A 19,556-nucleotide genomic window follows, 5' to 3' on the forward strand; every position below is an offset into this window, starting at 1 on the left:
CCGTCGAAATACACTTCAAAACAACCCACACGGTGATTTATGAAAATCGGCATTCTCCACACCGGTCACGCTCCGGACGAAGTTCTGGGCGAACTGGGCGATTATGACGCCATGTTTATCAAACTCTTGGACGGCAAGGGTTTCATTTATCAAACATGGGACGTAGTCGACATGGATTTCCCAAGCGACGTGCATCAGGCCGACGGCTGGCTCGTCAGCGGCTCCAAACACGGCGCGTATGAAGATCACCAGTTCATACCACCGCTCGAAGATTTCATCCGCGCCGCCTATGACGCCGCAGTCCCCACCGTAGGTGTCTGTTTTGGTCACCAGATCATTGCGCAAGCCCTGGGCGGCAAGGTAGAGAAGTTCGCAGGCGGCTGGACCATCGGCCCCCAAACATACGACTGGGGTGGCATCCCTTGGGCGCTAAACGCATGGCACCAAGACCAAGTTGTCGAACGTCCCGCAAAGGCGACCGACCACGCCGGCAACCAATTCTGTGAGAACGCAATCCTTGTCTACGGCGACCGCGCATTTACGATGCAGCCGCATCCTGAATTCCGCAAACCAATGATGGACGCACTGATCGATTATCGCTCTAAGGGGCTGATCCCGAACCAGCAAATCGCATTGGCCACGCAAGGCATGGACGCTGCAAACGATGATGAGAAAATGGCCGAGATGATCGCTAATTTCTTCAAAACCCGCGAGGTCGCATGAGTTGGCGCAAAAAGATCCCACAAGCGGCGCAAGCCTATCTTGAGAAAAACCGCCTCGATGAGGTGGAATGTGTCATCGCTGACCTCCCCGGCATTGCACGTGGCAAGGCTGTACCTGCGGCCAAATGGGAAAAGCAAAGCCATTTCCACCTGCCAAACTCGATCTTTTTTCAAACGATTACGGGCGGATGGGGCGAAGCGGCTGGTCCGGAAGGATTTGTCGAACCTGACATGATTCTGAAACCGGATCTGAACACAGCGACCGCAGCGCCGTGGGCGGACGACGGCACGCTTCAGGTCATCCATGACGCATGCACCGCGGACGGCAAACCGGTTGGATTTGCGCCGCGCAACGTCCTCAAGCGCGTTGTCGCAGCCTATAAACGGGCTGGCCTTACGCCCGTAGTGGCGCCAGAGATGGAGTTTTTCCTCGTCGCCCGCAACACCGACCCCGCCAAGCGCATCGAACCCATGCTGGGTCGCACGGGCCGGCCCGCCGCAGGGCGCCAAGCCTATTCGATGACCGCCGTTGACGATTATGGCCCCGTCATCGACGACATCTACGAATTTGCTGAAATCCAAGGCTTCGAAATCGACGGCATCACGCAAGAAGGCGGCGCGGGCCAGTTGGAGATCAACCTCCTCCACGGTGACCCAGTAGACCTTGCCGACCAGGTCTTCTATTTCAAACGCCTCATCAAAGAGGCCGCGCTCAAACATGATTGCTTTGCTACTTTCATGGCCAAACCGATCGAGGATGAACCGGGCAGCGCGATGCATGTACATCATTCCGTGCTCGACGCGGATGGCCAGAACATCTTCACCGGACCGCAAGGCGGCGAAACCGATGCGTTCTTCTATTTTATCGGTGGTTTGCAGGAATACCTGCCAAGCGCCATCGCGATGCTAGCCCCCTACGTGAACAGTTACCGCCGCTACGTCCGCGACCATGCGGCGCCGATCAACCTCGAATGGGGCCGCGACAACCGCACCACAGGCATCCGCATTCCTGTTTCACCTCCCGAGGCGCGGCGGATCGAAAACCGCCTCGCCGGTATGGACTGCAACCCATACCTTTGCATCGCGGCCTCGCTCGCCTGCGGACTGCTCGGCATTCGTAAGGAAATCCGGCCCGACAAACGCTTCAAAGGCGACGCCTATGATGGGGAGGATGACATTCCCGTCGGCCTATACGCCGCATTGGAGCTTTTTGACGAGGCCAAAGACCTGCACAAGATCCTCAGCGAAGACTTCGCCCGCGTCTACTCCATCGTGAAACGCGCCGAATACGACGAGTTCCTGCAAGTTATCTCACCGTGGGAGCGGGAGCATCTCCTGCTCAACGTATGAATCCGCTCTTTCGTAACGACCGCGCGGGCGAATTTCCCAACAGTTGGTACGCTGCTAGCGCCGACATCCCTGACAAGCGCGCGGTTCTCAAAGGCCAGCATCAGGCGGACGTCTGCATCATCGGCGCGGGCTTCACGGGGCTGACCGCCGCGTTGCGACTGGCCGAAAAAGGTTTTGACGTCACCGTCATCGACGCCCACCGCGCGGGCTTCGGCGCCTCTGGACGCAACGGCGGGCAAGTGGGCACGGGGTACAACTGGGATCAAGCCTCACTTGCCAAAAAGATGGGAGAGGGCCCCGCTCGCGCCGTCTGGGACCTTGCCGAAATGGCGAAAGCGGACATTGCAGAATTGGCGACTAAATACGCTCCAGAGGCCCGGCTGACCCCCGGCGTGGCGCATGGGGCCTATTCGCAAAAGGAAATCCGCGAAATCCATGAAGACTGCGAATACCAAGCCAAAACATATGGCTACACGCTAAACGAACCCCTCGACCAAGCCGCGTTCAACGATCTGGTGAAAACCGACAAATACCGTGGCGGCGCGCTCGACATGGGCGCGGGGCACATCCATCCCCTACGCTATGCGCTTGGCCTCGCTTGCGCGGCAGAGGCTGCAGGCATCACCATCTACGAAGGCTCCCCCGTTCACAATGTGACCAAAGGCGACCCTGCCAAAGTCCAGACGGACAAGGGATACGTGATGGCAAAACACGTAATCTTCGCTGGCAACGGCTACCTGCCCAACATCGAAGACAAAATCGCCGCCCGCGTCATGCCGATCAACAGCTTCATCTGCGCGACCGAACCCTTGGGCGACCGTGCGGCAGAGGTGTTATCCCGCGACATCGCCGTCGCGGACGACAAATTCGTCGTGAATTACTACCGCATCTCCGAAGACAAACGCTTCCTCTTCGGGGGCCGCGAAAATTATGGCATCGGCTTTCCCAAAGACATCTCCACCAAACTGATCGAACGGATGAAAAACCTTTTCCCGCAACTCAAGGGCGTCGGCATCGATTATGTCTGGGGCGGCACGCTTGGCATCACTATGACCCGCCTGCCCTGCGTCCAACGCATCGAACCGAACATCTGGTCCGGCGCAGGCTTCTCCGGCCACGGCGTCGCGCTTTCAGGCTTCACCGGCCGCGTCATCGCCGAAGCCATCGCCGGTCAGGAAGAGAAGTTCGACGCCCTGTCCAAACTCCCTGTTCCACCTTTCCCAGGCGGCAGCACATTCCGCATGCCTTTGTTGACGTTGGCAATGACGTGGTACGCGCTCAGAGACCGGCTGGGGGTTTAGGACGGAAGTCTACAAGACGTGCTCCTAGACGACCCGTGCGAGCAGCGATTGAAGGGTCTTCTGTTCCCTCTCAGAAATCGGCCCAAGGATTTCACCGATCACCTCTGCAACTGTTTGCTTCAATTCGCCAACAACCTCTGACCCCTTGGACGTTAGGAAGATCAAGCTGACGCGGCCATCGTCTGGTGACATTTCACGATGCACGAGCCCCTTTGTCTCCAAAGATCGTATCATCCGAGTCATTTGCGATTTGTCACGCGCAACGCGCTTTGTGAGTTCATTCAGACTAATCCGCCCAGTATCCGCAAGCGTCATCATCAGGATGGCTCCGCCAGGGCCAACCGCTTCCCTATCAAAGTCTGGCGCACGTTCCTGCAGACCGGAGTGAATCCTGCGCATGAAACGATCGACAAGGAGGGCAAGTTCGGTATCTTGCATTTTGTTGATAAAGTCTACTTATTTACTTAGTAGTTATAATCAACTTAATACGACGCCATCTCGGCTGCAACAAAAGGGAATAGGGCATGACAAACTCACAAACACGTGCGCTCAAAGTGGCTACAATGCTTTAGATCATATGGGGTTTGGTGCAAACGCTTGAGGGTTTGATGGTGCTATCAAGTGATGCCACAGGCGGCTTTCAAGCCATCGCCGACGCGGTCGATCTAGCCTCACTTCAAACTGACTATCACACGGCCGTCGGCGGCGTGCTGAGTCAGCACGGTTGGAACTTAGGTTGGTTCGGCATCGCCACGGTCATCGGGGCGATACTTATCTGGCGCAAAAATATTACCACCATTTGGGTGGCGGGGATGATCGGAGGTCTTGCTGATATTGGCTATCTGCTCTTCGTCGATTTTCCCGACTACGTAAATTTTGTACCCGGTACCGTTATGACATTCATTTCTGCATCAGCGGTAGCTCTGAGCTTTTGGGTCTGGCTTTCCGCCAGAAGGGTCACGTCCTAGAGCATATGCGTAAATTGAAGTTAATGGTCTAGGTCATTTAAGTAACGCCCGCTTCGTCGGCAAAGCAAGCAATCCGAAAAGACTACAACAACCGCAGCTTCCCCTCCAACCACGGTGCATCCGCAATCGTCGGTGCGATGAAGTGTTCTTCGATCAGGGGCTTTAAGCGCCCTGCGATATCCGTCGGGAATTCGCTCAACACCCCCCGCCGCGCAGTGAGGGAGATGGTGCGGGAGAGCTCACCGAAAGGCATCCGCAGGATTTCCACCTGATCCTGAAACCGCGCCGCGCGTTTCCAGACAAGCGGCGTCACAATCGCCCAGCCCGACCCTTGCGCCACCATAGACATGATCGCGTAATAACTGTCGAGCTCGAACCGGTGCCGCAGATTGATGTTCTGATTGCCCAGATGGTCGGTCAGCAACCGACCAATGTAATGATTGCTGGCGTAGCGGATCATCGGCATCCGGCGCAGTGACTTTTCGATGTCAGAGGTGACCTTGCCTTTGGGGGCGACGACCAAAAACGGCTCTTCCATCAACGGGTGGACTTCATTGTCCTCATTGTGCTGGCCGATGTCAGCGGCCACGATCACGTCCAGCGCCCGCGCCTCCAACTGATCGACCAATTGATGGGAGGCGGCAGTTTCCAAAGTGAAATTACAATTCAAAAGATCTCCCCCCATGTTGGTGAGCAATGCAGGCGTCACATCCGCCTCAAAATCTTCGACCATGCCCAGCCGCAATCGCGTCAGCCGTGTTGGATCAGCCATCGCCAATTCCGCTTGCGCCTGTGCTGCTTCGTTCAAGATAGTGTTCGCCCGCCGCAGAAACATGTCGCCCGCAGGGGTCAGCGACACAGGCCGCGCGCCCCTGTTCAAAAGCGTGGTCCCAAGCGCCCCTTCCAGATTGGTAATCTGCTGACTGACTGTCGCGGCCGAAGCCCCAAGTCGTCGTGCCGCTGCAGTGATTGAGCCTTCTTCAGCCGTCGCTACAAAAACCTCCACTCCCCACAGTGTGATTTTTCCTGCCGTAATCGTCATTGCGTCCTCTTCTTGTCGCAAACGAAAGACTAAGCGGTCCGACAGACGATTGTAAGCCTGCAAAACGCCCCCTACACTCAACTCAGATTCAGGGAGACACGCTATGAACAAACATGCGCCAAACTCGTGGGAAGCCCGCGCCGATGAACATTCGTTCTATGGGTTTACCGACCTGCCCACGATCGAGGATCGCGGCGCCATAGTTCTAACCCACGGCAAGGGGCCTTACGTCTACGACGTGCATGGCCGCGAATATCTCGATGGCAACTCCGGCCTATGGAATATGGTCGCAGGCTTTGACCACAAAGGAATGGCTGAGGCCGCAAAAGCGCAATATGACCGCTTCCCAGGATACCATGCCTTCTTTGGCCGGATGTCCGATCAAACTGTGCTGTTGTCCGAAAAACTGATCGAAGTCTCCCCTTTCGAGCGCGGCAAAGTCTTCTATACAAACTCAGGGTCAGAAGCGAACGACACCCTCGTAAAAATGCTCTGGATGCTCGGCTGGGCCGAAGGCACACCCCAGAAACGTAAGATCATCACGCGGATCAACGGCTATCACGGCGTCACCGCCGTGGCTGCTTCCATGACCGGCAAGCCTTACAACCACGTCTTTGGCCTGCCCCTGCCTGAATTCATCCATGTCAGTTGTCCACACTACTGGCGCTTCGGCGAAGAGGGGGAGACGGAAGCAGAATTTACCGCCCGTCTCGCGCAGGAGCTGGAAGACACGATCGAGCGCGAAGGCCCCGACACCATCGCAGGCTTCGTCGCTGAACCTGTGATGGGTGCGGGCGGCGTCATCCCCCCGTCAAAAGGGTACTTCCAAGCGATCCAGAAGGTCTTGAAGAAACACAACATCCCGCTCGTGGCCGACGAAGTCATCACAGGCTTCGGTCGCACGGGGGAGGTTTGGGGCTGTCAGACCTATGACTTCATGCCAGACGTGATCATCAGCTCCAAAAACCTGACTGCTGGCTACTTCCCAATGGGCGCCGTGATCCTTGGGCCAGAAATGACCGACCGGATGCAGGCTGCGTCGGAGAAATTCGATGAATTCCCGCATGGCTTCACCGCCTCCGGCCACCCCGTCGGCTGCGCGATTGCCTTGAAAGCCATCGACGTCATTATGAACGAAGGCCTGATCGACAACGTCCGCATGCTGACCCCGCTCTTTGAAGATGGCATGGCTCGCATCGCGGAGCACAAGAACATCGGCGAATGGCGCGGCAAAGGCCTGATGGGCGCGCTGGAAGCCGTGGCCGACAAAGAGACGAAGACACCCTTCGACGGCGCCCTCTCCGTCTCAGAACGCATCGCCAACGCCTGCACCGATCAGGGTCTGATCTGCCGCCCCTTGGGCCAAGCCATCGTCCTCTGCCCCGCGTTCATCCTGACGCCTGCGCAGATGGATGAAATGTTTGGAAAGTTGGAGAAGGCACTGGACGGGGTGTTTGCGGAAGTCGGTTAGCGACAACCAAATTCGATCTAAACCCGCAGATCCATAGGATGGGCGCACGTGCAGCGAACGACCGCTTTGGAGCCCAAATTACTCATCCGTCAGGGTGCGATGAACGCCCGGTTCTGGAGCTTTCTATTCATTTCCGCATGTGGATTTTTGTAAGTACTATAATTCATCGAGAGAACATTATGATCGACCCTACCGCGCTAATAACCTATTCGTTGATCGTTCTTGGTTTTATTTTCATTTCCGCACCTGCGACCCTCTTGACCGTTGGGCGGGCGACAACTTCTGGAGCTAAAGTTGGTATCGCGACCGGCGCTGGTATCACAGCAGGCAACTTACTCCAGACGATCATGGCAGTCGTTGGCATCTCGGCGATCATTGCGGCATCGGCCACGCTCTTCACTATCGTGAAATACCTTGGCGCCGCTTATCTGGTCTATCTAGGTTTGAGGGCGACACTCAAAAAGGCTTCGGTTAATCTGGAGCAATGTCGTGTTCCCATCACCGCACCCCAAGCCTTCAGACAGGCGATCCTGGCCTAAGAGCTGAATCCTAGACCGCTCTGTTTTTCCTTGCGTTCCTGCCCCAGAAGAAGGCTTCGTCATCGCACAACTTACCATTCTCGGAATCGTATTCGCTCTGATTGGCTTTTTTAGCACCATTGTCTACTCGGTGGTACAGGGCGGCCTTGGCAACTTCCTTCGTCGCAATCCGACGGTTTTCAAGCAGCGGGGCAAGGTTGTTGGTAGCATCTACTGCGCTCTGGGCGTTCGGCTAGCGCTGCAGGAGCTATAAGCAGACACTGCTCGAATGGCAGTAAAGTCCGCAAACCAAACGTTGGCTCGCCAGCAATACAGACAATTGGTCCCGTCTCTACTTCCCCATCTTCGACAGCTTTTCCTGTAGCGATGCCAATTGATCTTTGATGTCGCTCAGATCATCGCCCTTCTCGGCAGGTTTATCCTCGGATTTGGTGGGCGCCATCATCCCGCCGGTCATGGCCTTGAAGAACGCCTCTTGCTGCGCCCGCATCGCCTCGAACCCGGGCATGGAGGTCATTGGGTTCATGCTGGTCATATTCTCCATCGCTTTGGATTGCCCTTCACGCAGCATTTCAAAACTCGCCTGCAAAAACTCCGGCACGACGGAGGCGGCTTGGCTGGTGTAGCTGCGCACGAGGTCGGTCAGCACGTCGACAGGCAACACGCTTTCGCCGCGGCTCTCATGCTCTGCAATGATCTGCAAAAGATACTGCCGTGTCAGGTCATCGCCTGACTTGAGGTCCACGATCTGAACCTCCCGCCCCTCCCGAATAAAGGCCGCAATATCGTCCAAAGTGACGTAATCGCTAGTCTCCGTATTGTACAAACGGCGGCTGGCGTAGCGTTTGATAAGAAGCGGTTTTTCGGCTGCGGCCACGTGGCGTCCCTCCCAAGACATGTTGCAGTGCAGAGAATGCTATGCCGCGACCGCGAAAAATCCAAGCTAAACTTCTGATGTTCAATCAGCGCATAAAAACGGGATAGACTGCGCCAAAACATCATCAGGCCGCTCCTCCGCAAGGTAATGCCCGCAGTCAATCGTCTCACCGGTGACACGCTCCACCCGTTGCTTCCAAAGAGCCAAACACTCAAAATGCGCCTCAATTGCGCCCTTGGCACCCCAAAGGACATGCACGGGGCAGGTCACTTTTCGGTCCCCGTCCGCATCATCGTGAGCGATGTCGATCGTGGCCGCCGCGCGGTAGTCTTCACACGCCGCGCGGATCGTCTCTGGGTCAGAAAACCCATCGATGTAGGCTTGCAGCGCTTCCTCGCTCAGCGCCTCACCCCCGCTGCCCCAACTGCCGCACTTGCGGCGCACAAAGGCTTCTGGATCAGCAAGGATCGCCTCTTCGGGCAAAGGACTGGGTTGGATGAGAAAGAACCAATGCCAATAAGTCCGTGCGAACGCATCTGTCGTGTTGGCATACATTTCCCGCGTCGGTGCAATATCGAGCAAAACCATCCGCTCTACCCGATCCGGCCAATCCATCGCCATCCGGTGGGCCACCCGCGCCCCGCGGTCATGAGCCAAGATACGAAAGCTCCGAAACCCCAGCTGCTCCATGACGCCGAGCATATCCGCCGCCATCGCGCGTTTCGAATAGGTCGCGTGATCCTCAACCGTCGGCGGCTTCGCAGAAGCTCCATAGCCCCGCAAATCCGCACAGACACAGGTGAACCGTTTCGACAGCTCAGGCACAACCTTGTGCCACATCACATGCGTTTGCGGATAGCCATGTAACAGCAACAGCGGTGGCCCCTCCCCTCCGATACGGGCAAAGATGTCGACGCCATCGACCGTGATGGTCTGCTCAGTAAATCCTTCAAACATACGCGCAGCATGGCCAATACACGCCACGCCCGCCACCGAAAAACACCCTCGCGCCGTCCACACACGTCCACACCTTAACAATATGTCGCCATTCTCCGCTCGATGACGGGCCGCTAGCGTTGCCGAAATAGGGAAGATTTCATGATAAAACGCATTCTCAAATGGCGCGGATTTAGCCTTTTGGTCCTGATTTGCATCTTGGTATTCAACACATGACGCTACACTCCCGCGACAATCACGCAAACATTTGAAGACCTCCCGATGGTCGATGCCAATGTCGTGGCTGAAAAGCTGAGCCAAGCCATCCAGATCAAAACAATTTCTCACCCGTTTGGCGCCCCAGACAGGCAGTAAGCCTATGAAAATTTTATCGTGTGGCTGGCAACCACCTTCCCAAATGCGACGATTGCGCTCGATCAAACCCTCGTTGGTGGCCACACCCCACTCTACCATTGGCAAGGCCAAGATCCCTCAGCGGAGGCGATCCTGATCAGCGGTCACTATGATGTCGTCCCGATCGAAGGCGACTGGTCACGGTATCCTTGGGCCGGTGAAATTTCAGATGGGTTCGTCTGGGGACGCGGCGTGCTGGATATGAAAGGCGGCGTTGTCAGCTTGATGGAGGCAGTGGATCGACTGGCCGCCAACGGTTTCCAGCCATAAAACTCTATCTAAATCGCGCCGACACAGGATGAAGAGATTGGCGGCGCTGGTGGAGCACAATCCGTTGTCGCTTAATTTGAGGAAAATGGCATCGACATCGGTTGGAGCCTTGATGAAGGTTCCTTTGTCCTCCCCGATGTGATCAGCGCGATCCATACGGATATCGCCTCCATTAACTTGGCCGACAAGGGCTACATGACCGTCAAAATCACGACGCAAGGGTTGGGCGGGCACAGCCCGCTCCCGCATCGGCAAACCGCCGTCTCCAAACTGGCAACAGCCATAACCGAGCTTCAGGCCGATCCGGTGCCCGGGGGCCTTACCGATGTCAGTGCGGAATTTTTGACGAACTTGGGCAACATATGGGGCTCACGGAACGCGTGCTGTTTGCAAACACACGGCTCTTTGCCCCTTTTATCGAAAGCACCCTATCCAGTGCCAACACAACGGATGCGATGCTCCGGACAACTAAAGCCCCGACCATGTTGGAAGGCGCAGAGGCGGAGAATATTCTGCAACAAGAGGCCAGCTTTTTCATCAATTTCCCCCTACATCCGCAGGACAACAAAGCAACCGTCTTGGCGCATATCGATAGCAAAATCTCTGACTCGCATATCGACGTGGATGTGCTGAATGCGCGTTCGGCAAGTCCCGTTGCCTCCCACGAAAATGATGCCTTCGGACATCTTGCCACCACAGCGCGACAGGTCTTTGGCGACGTCGTTGTTGCTGGCCCCACAATCGCGGGTACGGATTCATCGCACTACCACCAATACGCCAAGGACCACTATCGCTTCCTGCCGTTAGTTTTCATGAACGAAGACATCGCGCTGCTGCTTGGCAAAGATGAGCGCATCTCGGTCGAAAACCTCGGCAAGGCCGTGCAGTATTACGAACTTCTCATCCAAGGTCTCCAAAACCGAAAAAAAACGGTCCGCGGGAGGAGGTGCGGACCGTTTTCCAAATAAGGTGACCTAAAGGGAGGAGACGGTCACCTATTCAATTGCTGCACGAACCCGTTAATCAACACTCGTTACCGTGCAGCAGAATTGCTTACTTTACGGAAGCAGTTGCTTTCTTCGCAGCAGCTGTCACATCAGCAGTTGCTTTCTTTGTAGCAGCTTGAACCTCCTCAGAAGCTTCTTTGCCAGCAGCCATCAGCAGTTCTGCAGTCTGTGTCTGAACCTTCTTCGCGATTTCAGCAAAAGCAGCCATGTGCTCCGCAGCAGCTTCAGCAGATGCAGATGCGAAGTCTGTGACAGACTTTGCATAGTCAGCAGGCTCTGCCTTTGCAGTTGTCAGCGCGGACAGCTTTGTGAATGTGTCGTTTGCCCACTTTGCAGAAAGCTCTGTTGATGTCTGAGCGGCTTCGATGTTCACAGCGGACATCTTCTCAGCCAATGTCGCCTGAGATTTAAAGGACTGTTCCATTGCTTTCGTGTCAATTGGGAATGCACCCATGATGTCTTTGAAAGCAGCTGTGAAGTCTTGTGTCTTAGCCATTGTCTTTTAACCTTTGTGATTCGGAGCGGGCTGGAGAGTTCCTGGGAGGACCCGCTTTAATTAGATGACCCAGAGATAATTGCTGCATCGCAGCATTTCAAGAGATTTTCTGCATCGCAGCAAAAAATTTTATGCAACTGCAGAATTAAAAATAAATATCTATTCTTCAATAACATAGGTTCCTGGTGCTGCGGCCAAAATCGGCCGATCACCTGCTCCTGGCATCCGTGCCGCGACTTTTTTGCCAGACTTTTTCGCCAACCAAGCGCCCCACCGCGGCCACCATGATCCCTCATGTTTGTCCGCTGACGATTGCCAATCCTCAGGCGTCAGACCCATCTTCGGATTGGTATAATGACCATATTTCTTTTTGCTGGGTGGATTGATGATCCCCGCGATATGGCCTGATTCAGACAAGATAAAGGTTTTTTCCTTCGATCCCATCTTTTGAACGCCGCGATAGCTGCTCTTCCACGCTGCAATATGATCGGTCTCACAGGCTATTGCACAGACAGGGATTGTCACATCTTTCAACCGAACGGTCGTACCCGCCAAGTCAAATCCGTCGGTCGCCAGCTTATCGGCTTGGCAAAGCCCCCGCAGATATTCGACCGACATCTTCGCAGGAAGGTTCGTCCCATCGCCATTCCAATACAGCAGGTCAAACGCAGGCGGCGCTTTACCCATCATGTAACTTTTGATCGCAGGGCCATAGATCAGGTCATTTGACCGCAAGAATGAGAACGTCCGCGACATATAGAAATGATCAAGAACGCCAGACCCGTTCACTTCCACCTCAATCCCGTCGACAAAATCATCGTCAAGGAAGACCCCGACCTCCCCCCTGTCGGAAAAATCCGTCAGCGTTGTAAAGAAGGTCGCAGAATTGACCGACGTGTCCTTGCGCTGCTTCATCAACGCCAAAGTGATCGACAGCGTGGTGCCCGCGATGCAATAGCCCACGGCATTGACCTTTTTGACGTCACAGATCGTTTTTACCTGATCGATTGCCGTCAGATACCCCTCTTCCACATAATCCGTCATGCCCACATCGGCATAACTCTCATCCGGGTTGACCCAAGACACCACAAACAGCGTGAAGCCCTGATCCACGATCCATTTGATCAAGCTGTTCTGCGGTTTCAGGTCCATCACGTAGAACTTGTTGATCCACGGCGGGAAGATCACCAAAGGCGTCTCATGCACCTGATCTGTCGTCGGCTTGTACTGGATCAGCTCGAACATCCGGTTGCGGAACACGACGGAGCCTTCAGTCGTCGCCAAATTCTCCCCAATCCGGAACGCATCCTTATCTGCGAGCGTCACAACAAGATCGCCGTCATTCGCCTCTAAGTCTTTGATGAGGTTTTCAAGACCTTTCACAAGGCTCTCACCCTCTGTCTGAGCGGCAAGCTCCAGCGCCTCAGGGTTGGTAGGTAGGAAATTCGTCGGGCTCAGCATATCGATGATTTGCTGGCTGAAGTATTCAAGCCGCGACTTCTCGCCCTCTTCCAAGTCGTCAATGTCATCCACGGCCTGTTGGATCGCCTGCGAACTCCTCAGATACTGCTGCTTAATGAAGTTGAAATAGGGGTTGGTTTCCCACATTTCGTGGGCGAACCGCCGATCCTTTGGCGTTTCATCCCTGGGCGCTTCGAATTTGCCCTGCATCATCAAATGCTGCGCTTCGACGTAATGTTTTACCGATTTCGACCAATATTCGAGCTGATGCTCTAGTATCTTGGCAGGGTTTTGAGCCATCTCCGCCCAATATGCACCCATCGCTTTTGCATAAAAATCAGGCGCCGGTCCTTGCAATGCTGCAGGCACAGCACGACCCTTGCCCATAACGCTCAAAAGCCGTTGGGTCAGCTCTTCCGCCCGCGCAAGATTTGCCTCTAAACGGTCGATATTTTTACCAGATGTTGCGGTTTCACTGATATCTTCAGTTGTCATACGGCCAACCCCGCCCTAGTTTGCAGCTGCAGCATCTGCGTGTGTAATGAGCCTGTGTCTCAATCAGGAAAGATAAGAATATGAAATACATGATGACGTATGACCTGATGGAGTCGGCGCGCAATACAAACCAATGGCTTGGGGCCACGGCACACGCCTTCGCTTCTTATCCTTTTATGTCAATGAGGCCCAACCCTGCAATGGATTGGCTCAAAGCTTGGGGCGAAGTGACGGAGCGTACATTTGCCCGCATGGTTGTCAAACCTGATTGGAACATCCCAGATTTCACCAACGAACAGGGCAAAGACCGCCGCGTCCACGTCGATAAGATCATTGAGCGCCCCTTCGGCGATCTGATCCATTTCCGTGTGAAGAACCGCGAAAAGATCAAACCCACCATCCTCCTCGTTGCGCCGATGTCTGGCCATTACGCCACGCTGCTGCGCAAAACTGTCACCAGCCTGGTCCCAGATTATGAAGTCTACATGACAGATTGGCATAACGCGCGCGACATACCTGTCAGCGCCGGAAAATTCGATGTTGAGGATTACACCCTCTACCTCGTCGACTTCATGAAAGAGCTTGGGCCAGACACCCACGTGATGGCGGTATGTCAGCCCGTGCCCCTTGCGCTCGCCGCTACAGCTTATTTGGCGGAAGAAGATCCAAAATCTCAGCCGCGCTCCCTCACCCTCGTCGGCGGTCCCGTCGATCCAGAAGCGAATCCGACCGAAGTCACTGACTTTGGCCGCACCGTCACCATGGGCCAGCTTGAGCAGACCATGATCCAGCGCGTCGGTTTCAAATACGATGGTGTCGGCCGCATGGTGTACCCCGGCTTGCTACAATTGGCGTCCTTCATCTCCATGAACGGCGAAATGCACGCAAATGCCTTCCGCGACCAAATCATCCGCGCCGCCAAAGGCGAAGCCGCCGATCACGACCGCCACAACAATTTCTACGATGAATATCTGGCCGTCATGGACATGACCGCGGAGTTTTACCTTTCTACTGTCGAGCGTATCTTCAAGAACCGCGAGATTGCGAAGAACGAATTTGTGGTCGCTGGCCGCAAGGTTGATTTTGGTAAAATCACCGACGTCGCTGTCAAAATCGTGGAAGGGGAAGAAGACGACATCTCCGCTCCTGGTCAGTGCCTCGCAGCGCTCGACCTTCTTACTGGCCTCGATGACAGCAAAAAAGCCTCCCACGTCGAACCAGGTGCGGGTCACTACGGCATCTTCGCGGGAAAAAGCTGGCGCAACAATATCCGCCCACTGGTGAAAGAGTTCATCGAAGCCAACAGCGGACCTGCGAAACCCCGCAAGTCCGCCAAAGTTGTCACTCTCAAGTAGGTTCAGCCAACAACATCTTTAGGTTTGTAGGCTCTGCCTGCAAACGCTCCGGCGCGACCGTCACTGGCAGATCGCTTAAAACTGCGTTCAGCTTGAGCGCTTTCTCCTAGCATTTGCCAATGCCCGCAAATAGAACCCGTAGTGCAAGCTCTCCGCTTCTTAGCGTACGTCGAACACAATCTGTCGCAGCGCCCAATCAACGGTGCCAGTCAGGAAGCCATCCGCCGTCTGTGCTTCCATGTTGTTGAGCATCAGAACACGGCCATCCGCACTGTTAGCCCGCAGCCAAAGCGTCGCAGCCCCCAAGCACTCATCGCACTTAAGATCAGCGGTCAATTGCACGCGCTTCCCGCGATACGCCGCCCCATCAATGCTCTGCATCAACGTCGCCCAACCGCTCTGTTCACCACTGTCCCGCACACTCCGGATAGTGGTTGGGGGACCAGCGGCATCAGGATCAATCCCAACGCGGTAGTCTTGCGCCTGCTCACCGCCAACCCGCCAGCCTTCAGGCACAACAAGCGCGGTTGATGTCTTTGGCCCGTTGGTGACAGCGCTGGCCGTGTTCCAATCGGCAAACCCAAGTTGTTTGGCAACAATCTCCAAACACTCGCTATGGCTCTTGGTGACATTGTCGTCCACCAAAAGGCTGCGCAGCGTTTTGGCCATAGTCTTTGGATCACGCGAATCTGCATGTCCGTTCTCCTTCATCATAGGATGAACCAGCAAGACATCAGGGCGCGTATTGCTGACGGGTTCATCCCAGTCAGAAGAAAGAAAATGCTATATTCACCATACCCAAAGGCACGCGCGGCGTGTCATCGAACCCACTCGAAATGCAGGAGTGACATCTCAATCTGTCAAGTTTACCTTACCGCAGCACCAACGCCATGCGCATCCATGATGCCAAATGTTCGTTCACCGCTTCGGGCCGTTCCAGCATTGGCAAATGCCCTGCGCCCACCACAACCTCACACCGCGCGTTGGGGATCATTTCGGCCAGAAGCTCTTGTTTTCCAAAAGGAACATGTCCGTCCTCATCCCCACATAAGATCATACATGGAATGTTGAATTTGCGCAGGTTGGATTGTTGATCCCGTCGCCTCTGCATCGCCCGTGCTTGCCGGACATAAGCCTCCGGCCCAAGATGCAACGCCATATCGCGTACCAGATCGGACACCACCAACCGATGCGGCGTATCCGCCAGCCACGACGATGGCATCTCCTTACCAATCACATCTGCAAACCGCCCCGACCGCGCCGCAACGATATGCGGCTCGCGGGCAGAGGCTTGCTGCGGCGTCTCTGCCAAAGGCGAGGTTGAGATCAACGCCAGCCGCGTCACACGTTCCGGTGCACGGCGCATGATCTCCAAAGCCACAGCACCGCCCATGCCCGCACCGATCAAAGCAAACTTCGATGGCGCCCAGCCTAGGATTTGGCTGGCGATTTCTTCCATCCGTTCGCCTTGCGTGGTTGGTGCAAACATCACCGCATGGTCGGCAGACAACGCGCCAAGCTGCGGGCCAAACACCCGCACATCACACATCATGGGAGGAACGCATAAAATCGGCTCCGCAACCATCACAGCCACCCTAAATCAATACCGTCGCTTATGTGACAAATCCGGTGACAGGCTACAAGCCGATGTGATCAGATACAGTGTGCCCAGTCCAAAATTAGCTCAGCCAGCGTCTCCGTCTGGTTGGGGCTAAAGGCGTCGCCTGCCATCACATGCCCCATCTTGTCGTCCTCCGGCCCTTGGACAAGCGGCAAATGCGTCACAGACCCGCCCCAAGCCGCCATGACCTTCTTGGCCTTAGACGCGTTGATCACCTGATCCTTGTCGTTCAGCGCAAAAAACGCGGGCATCTTGAGCGCTCCATAGTCAATCCGGCGGGCGCGGCGCACGGCTTCGCCCATCGGATAAACGGCGGAGGTGGGGTAGCGTGTCGTCCAATACTGCGCGTGCAGATCATTCTCCACCTCAAAGCTCTGTTCGCGCCCGGCCAGCAAATGCCCACAGTACCTGATGAATGGCAGATCCAAAGTGAACTGGGCAACCTTGTTATGCAGTCCAAAGTTGGGGGAGACATAGACAACCCCAGCGGCCTTCAAGCCCGATGCCAGCGCCAATGAGGCCAAAGTGCAGCCGGTGGAACAGGCCATGACGATGACCCGCTCGCCAATCGCCGCCCCAATCTCAAATGCTTCGTTGGCATCCTTCTGCCACGCCTCATAGGTCGACGCACCAAAGGCCGCGCCGTCCTGCCCATGCCCCGTCAACCGCGTCAGAAACAGGTTGGCGCGCAAGTTCAATGCAATCATCTGCGGCATTGGCGACAACTCCCCAGGTGAAGCCGAAAAGCCGTGGATGAACACGACAGACCACTGCGTCTGCCGGTCCTCCTTCGCGGCCCACTGGATGCGCTTCTCGCATCCGGGGCGCAGGGCGGGCACAGTCGCTTCGCGCTGAGCCAGCCACGCGCTTATGCCAACCAGCTCAACCAAGGGCGCGCCTCTGCATCGGCAGATAGACAAACACCAGCGCTAAACACGCAACGCCCAAGATGCCCGCAGGGATCAACGTGATCGACAACTGCAACGTCTCAAGCGCGCCTTGCGTCTGCTCAACAGCGCCTTCCGTCGTCTCTTGCCAACCTGCACTGGCAAGGATCAAGCCCAGCACCGCAGGAGCCACCGCATTGGCCAGCTTCTGACCAAAGAGCCAGATTGCCGAAAACGCTCCTTCAATCGCGATCCCGCTCTCGCGCCGGGTGATGTCCATCAGGTCAGGATAAATCGCCCAAGGGATTTGCTGATAAGACCCATTGGTGAACCCCGCGATGACAAAGAGTCCTGCAATCGCCGTCACGTTGACCGAAGGCAGAGCGCGATACAGCACGTAGAGCAGCACCATATAAAGGACGAGGCCCAGCGCCAAAGCCATCACCTTGCCCATCCGGTGCGACAAGAGCACCCAAACCGCTTGGCTCAAAATCGACCCGACCACGAAGGCCGCAAACATCAGGCTCAACACGGTCAGCGCCTGCGCGGCTCCAGACAGCGCCGTCTCCCCATTATCAAGGATCAGATACAAGGCCCCAAACGGCAGCCCCGCCGTAATCAACGCGACAGCGAGCGTCATGATGCCATAAATCATCACCAGCACAATAAAGGGCTTGTTGCTCATCACCATGCCAAAGGCGCGGGCGACGCTGATGTCCTCAGGCGCTTCTCCACGCGGGGCATTGCGTGTCGCGAAGATCGACAGCCAAATTGCGCCGATCACCAGCGGACAAACCAGCAAGGCCGCCGTGGCATAGCCAAAGCCACTGGCCAAACCAGGGATCAACGCACCCCCGATCAAAATGCCGATGCTGGCGAACGCCATGCGGAAGCCCGTCATCGAAGACCGCTCTTTCGGGTCCGTCGTGATCTCCCCCGCTTGCGCGCTATATGGGATCGCCACCATCGTGAACCCGATCGTGGCCACGATAAAGAACGCGATGACCCATGTGAGATTGCCAGTGCTGCCCAAGCCCTCCGGCACCGCGAACATGCCAACCATGCCCGCCGCCATGACCAAAGCGCCCCAGAAAATCCAAGGCGCGCGGCGCCCCCACCGTCCATTCGTCCTGTCGCTTAAGTATCCGATCAGCGGGTCCGTGATCATATCGATGATCAAAACGGCAGTCGTCACAAGGCCTGCGACTCCCACCGGAACCCCAAGGAAAGCTGTCAAAAAATTTAGAATAAGCAGCTGTTTTACAATAACAAAAACAACAATGCCCATATCGGCCAGTCCCCAACCAGCCTTCTGCCCAACGGATAATGCCATGCGATCCTCCCAAAACGCGATTCTCAGAAACCTAATGGGACCAACCCACGCAACCAATCGAAACGTTACGTAGCAGCAGCTCAGATCACAAATATTCAGGGAAGCGTGTGTGTTTTCGCACAGGCAGATTTCTTGACTTGGCCCTACTGCATCGCACTTCACTATTCATAACTTCACGAAAACACATAAGTTCCCCATGACCGTTTCTCGGCGACAAGCTTTACTTGCTGGTGCCGCTCTTCCTCTCATAGCCACTCTTGCATCCAGCGTTTCAGCGTACGGACACGCATCTGCGGCCCCTAAACCGGTACACAGCGATTTCAACTTGCTCGACTTCCGTGTGACGACATTGCTCGCCGGATCACGCGCAGTCGAGGAACCACAATGCATCTTCGGCCTGAACGTGGATGAAGACACTTTTGAAGCCGTCAGCACCGAAAACTTTATCCCGACGGATGCGACACAATTTTACTTCACATCAACCGTGGTGAACGCCAGATCAGAGGTCATCCTCTTTGACACGGGTCTCAATTCTGGAGGGATAACCTCGGCCTTGGTGGCTACGAGCTAGACTGCTGATGATGTCACTCATGTCGTCCTTACTCGCATGCATGGCGACCACATTGGTGGTTTGACCGATGACACCGGTGCGGCGACGTTCCAGAACGCGGCCTATGTGACAGGTCAGATCGAATATGATCACTGGGCGCAGGCAGATAATGACCGCTTCGATCAAAAGGTCAAACCACTGGTGGAGAAGATGACGTTCATCGGCGACGGTGCTGGTGTCACGTCCATGGCAGCCTTCGGTCACATGGTCTACATGCTCGAGAGCGGCGGCGAACAGCTCGTGCTCGCTGCGGATATGACCAACCACTATGTCTGGTCGCTCGCCTATCCTGATTGGGAAGTACGCTTTGACATGGACAAGTCCGCCGCAGCCCAGACCCGCCGTCGCGGAGTGGGCATGCTAGCCACGGATAAGGTGCCTATGGTGGGCTCTAACATGCC

Annotated in this window: 20 protein-coding genes and 1 pseudogene; 11 read left to right on the forward strand and 10 right to left on the reverse strand. The window is 55.7% G+C overall.

Features of this window, described 5'->3' with window-relative positions; genetic code table 11:
* Positions 1 to 39 precede the first annotated feature (39 nt).
* The 3 genes from ACTF5F_RS04950 to ACTF5F_RS04960 are packed head-to-tail and all read left to right on the forward strand — an operon-like array spanning position 40 to position 3,373.
* Entirely contained in the window at positions 40 to 723 is a 684-nt protein-coding gene (locus ACTF5F_RS04950; RefSeq protein WP_438955770.1) for a type 1 glutamine amidotransferase, read from the forward strand.
* Positions 720 to 2,072, forward strand: coding sequence for a glutamine synthetase family protein (locus ACTF5F_RS04955; RefSeq protein ID WP_438955771.1), 1,353 nt, complete (start codon positions 720 to 722; stop codon positions 2,070 to 2,072). Before ACTF5F_RS04950 ends, ACTF5F_RS04955 begins: the two co-directional genes overlap by 4 nt.
* Positions 2,069 to 3,373, forward strand: a complete 1,305-nt coding sequence (locus ACTF5F_RS04960) for an NAD(P)/FAD-dependent oxidoreductase (RefSeq protein ID WP_438955772.1) — start codon at positions 2,069 to 2,071, stop codon at positions 3,371 to 3,373. The genes ACTF5F_RS04955 and ACTF5F_RS04960 overlap by 4 nt, the downstream gene beginning before the upstream one ends.
* A gap of 24 nt (positions 3,374 to 3,397) precedes the next feature.
* On the opposite strand, the gene ACTF5F_RS04965 is transcribed toward ACTF5F_RS04960, so the two are convergent.
* Positions 3,398 to 3,811, reverse strand: coding sequence for a MarR family winged helix-turn-helix transcriptional regulator (locus ACTF5F_RS04965; RefSeq protein ID WP_438955773.1), 414 nt, complete (start codon positions 3,809 to 3,811; stop codon positions 3,398 to 3,400).
* A 149-nt stretch (positions 3,812 to 3,960) separates the two neighbouring features.
* Between ACTF5F_RS04965 and ACTF5F_RS04970 the strand changes: the two genes are divergently transcribed.
* Entirely contained in the window at positions 3,961 to 4,341 is a 381-nt protein-coding gene (locus ACTF5F_RS04970; protein WP_438955774.1) for a hypothetical protein, read from the forward strand.
* A gap of 82 nt (positions 4,342 to 4,423) precedes the next feature.
* On the opposite strand, the gene ACTF5F_RS04975 is transcribed toward ACTF5F_RS04970, so the two are convergent.
* Positions 4,424 to 5,383, reverse strand: coding sequence for a LysR family transcriptional regulator (locus ACTF5F_RS04975; protein ID WP_438955775.1), 960 nt, complete (start codon positions 5,381 to 5,383; stop codon positions 4,424 to 4,426).
* A gap of 103 nt (positions 5,384 to 5,486) precedes the next feature.
* On the opposite strand from ACTF5F_RS04975, the gene ACTF5F_RS04980 reads away from it, so the two are divergent.
* A complete protein-coding gene (locus ACTF5F_RS04980) occupies positions 5,487 to 6,854 on the forward strand; it encodes an aminotransferase (RefSeq protein ID WP_438955776.1) in 1,368 nt (455 codons plus the stop codon).
* 38 nt (positions 6,855 to 6,892) lie between these two features.
* Entirely contained in the window at positions 6,893 to 7,393 is a 501-nt protein-coding gene (locus tag ACTF5F_RS04985) for a LysE family translocator (RefSeq protein ID WP_438955777.1), read from the forward strand.
* 331 nt (positions 7,394 to 7,724) lie between these two features.
* Here ACTF5F_RS04985 and phaR read toward each other — a convergent pair whose 3' ends face one another.
* Both phaR and ACTF5F_RS04995 read right to left on the reverse strand, forming a co-directional pair.
* A complete protein-coding gene (gene phaR, locus ACTF5F_RS04990) occupies positions 7,725 to 8,270 on the reverse strand; it encodes a polyhydroxyalkanoate synthesis repressor PhaR (protein ID WP_438955778.1) in 546 nt (181 codons plus the stop codon).
* 81 nt (positions 8,271 to 8,351) lie between these two features.
* Positions 8,352 to 9,227 (reverse strand): alpha/beta fold hydrolase, encoded by an 876-nt coding sequence (locus tag ACTF5F_RS04995; protein ID WP_438955779.1) that lies wholly within the window; start codon positions 9,225 to 9,227, stop codon positions 8,352 to 8,354.
* Between the two features lie 372 nt (positions 9,228 to 9,599).
* Here ACTF5F_RS04995 and ACTF5F_RS05000 point away from each other — a divergent pair, with 372 nt between their 5' ends.
* Positions 9,600 to 9,890: a M20/M25/M40 family metallo-hydrolase gene (locus ACTF5F_RS05000; RefSeq protein ID WP_438955780.1), complete on the forward strand. Its 291-nt coding sequence runs from the start codon at positions 9,600 to 9,602 to the stop codon at positions 9,888 to 9,890.
* A 362-nt stretch (positions 9,891 to 10,252) separates the two neighbouring features.
* Positions 10,253 to 10,858: a M20/M25/M40 family metallo-hydrolase gene (locus ACTF5F_RS05005; protein ID WP_438955781.1), complete on the forward strand. Its 606-nt coding sequence runs from the start codon at positions 10,253 to 10,255 to the stop codon at positions 10,856 to 10,858.
* A gap of 85 nt (positions 10,859 to 10,943) precedes the next feature.
* On the opposite strand, the gene ACTF5F_RS05010 is transcribed toward ACTF5F_RS05005, so the two are convergent.
* Both ACTF5F_RS05010 and ACTF5F_RS05015 read right to left on the reverse strand, forming a co-directional pair.
* Entirely contained in the window at positions 10,944 to 11,393 is a 450-nt protein-coding gene (locus ACTF5F_RS05010) for a Phasin (protein WP_438955782.1), read from the reverse strand.
* Positions 11,394 to 11,552: 159 nt separating this feature from the next.
* Positions 11,553 to 13,349: a PHA/PHB synthase family protein gene (locus ACTF5F_RS05015; RefSeq protein ID WP_438955783.1), complete on the reverse strand. Its 1,797-nt coding sequence runs from the start codon at positions 13,347 to 13,349 to the stop codon at positions 11,553 to 11,555.
* 80 nt (positions 13,350 to 13,429) lie between these two features.
* Here ACTF5F_RS05015 and phaZ point away from each other — a divergent pair, with 80 nt between their 5' ends.
* Positions 13,430 to 14,704 (forward strand): polyhydroxyalkanoate depolymerase, encoded by a 1,275-nt coding sequence (gene phaZ / locus ACTF5F_RS05020; protein ID WP_438955784.1) that lies wholly within the window; start codon positions 13,430 to 13,432, stop codon positions 14,702 to 14,704.
* A 159-nt stretch (positions 14,705 to 14,863) separates the two neighbouring features.
* On the opposite strand, the gene ACTF5F_RS05025 is transcribed toward phaZ, so the two are convergent.
* The 4 genes from ACTF5F_RS05025 to ACTF5F_RS05040 all read right to left on the reverse strand — a co-directional run bounded on the left by ACTF5F_RS05025 (position 14,864) and on the right by ACTF5F_RS05040 (position 18,545).
* Positions 14,864 to 15,418 carry a glyoxalase superfamily protein gene (locus tag ACTF5F_RS05025; protein ID WP_438955785.1) on the reverse strand — a complete coding sequence of 185 codons (555 nt, stop codon included), beginning with the start codon at positions 15,416 to 15,418 and terminating at the stop codon, positions 14,864 to 14,866.
* A 157-nt stretch (positions 15,419 to 15,575) separates the two neighbouring features.
* Positions 15,576 to 16,256 (reverse strand): alpha/beta fold hydrolase, encoded by a 681-nt coding sequence (locus ACTF5F_RS05030; protein ID WP_438955786.1) that lies wholly within the window; start codon positions 16,254 to 16,256, stop codon positions 15,576 to 15,578.
* Positions 16,257 to 16,357: 101 nt separating this feature from the next.
* The gene (locus ACTF5F_RS05035; protein ID WP_438955787.1) at positions 16,358 to 17,215 is read right to left on the reverse strand and encodes an alpha/beta hydrolase; all 858 of its coding nucleotides are present in this window, start codon (positions 17,213 to 17,215) and stop codon (positions 16,358 to 16,360) included.
* Positions 17,208 to 18,545 (reverse strand): MFS transporter, encoded by a 1,338-nt coding sequence (locus tag ACTF5F_RS05040; protein WP_438955788.1) that lies wholly within the window; start codon positions 18,543 to 18,545, stop codon positions 17,208 to 17,210. The genes ACTF5F_RS05035 and ACTF5F_RS05040 overlap by 8 nt, the downstream gene beginning before the upstream one ends.
* A 325-nt stretch (positions 18,546 to 18,870) precedes the next feature.
* Between ACTF5F_RS05040 and ACTF5F_RS05045 the strand changes: the two genes are divergently transcribed.
* Positions 18,871 to 19,116, forward strand: coding sequence for a hypothetical protein (locus ACTF5F_RS05045; RefSeq protein WP_438955789.1), 246 nt, complete (start codon positions 18,871 to 18,873; stop codon positions 19,114 to 19,116).
* A 60-nt stretch (positions 19,117 to 19,176) separates the two neighbouring features.
* Positions 19,177 to 19,556: pseudogene (locus ACTF5F_RS05050) on the forward strand (MBL fold metallo-hydrolase); the annotation flags it as partial.

The organism is Cognatiyoonia sp. (assembly GCF_965661665.1).
In the GTDB taxonomy this organism is placed as follows: domain Bacteria; phylum Pseudomonadota; class Alphaproteobacteria; order Rhodobacterales; family Rhodobacteraceae; genus Cognatiyoonia.